The organism is Virgibacillus sp. 7505 (assembly GCF_002272135.1).
GTDB lineage: Bacteria > Bacillota > Bacilli > Bacillales > Amphibacillaceae > Terribacillus.
In genome coordinates this window covers 1-205 of record NZ_NPBF01000513.1, presented here as the reverse complement: position 1 = coordinate 205, position 205 = coordinate 1, and the positions used below count along the sequence as shown (strand labels likewise).

2 protein-coding genes are annotated in these 205 nt (G+C 52.7%); both read left to right on the top strand.

Translation table 11 applies throughout. The features are described 5' to 3' along the window. Nucleotides 1-118 (top strand): hypothetical protein (locus tag CHH91_RS20015; protein WP_141234299.1); only part of this gene is annotated, 118 nt, incomplete at its 5' end. A gap of 2 nt (nt 119-120) precedes the next feature. Further along, nucleotides 121-205, top strand: an 85-nt coding sequence (locus CHH91_RS21565) for a 3-hydroxyacyl-CoA dehydrogenase NAD-binding domain-containing protein (RefSeq protein ID WP_483372424.1), incomplete at its 3' end; no start/stop codon positions are given.

Genomic DNA, 205 nt, shown 5'->3' with positions numbered 1-205 from the left:
AATCTTGCTAACGCTTGCTTATGAATTGAAGCGCAACGGTGGTGGTTATGGGATCGCTGCGATTTGCAGCGGCGGCGGCCAAGGCGATGCCGTATTGCTGCATGTGAAAGGGGAATAAGCATGAAAACGATGATGGTCATTGGCGCTGGGCAAATGGGAGCGGGCATTGCCGAAGTGTTTGCTGCAAAAGGGTTTAACGTGCTCC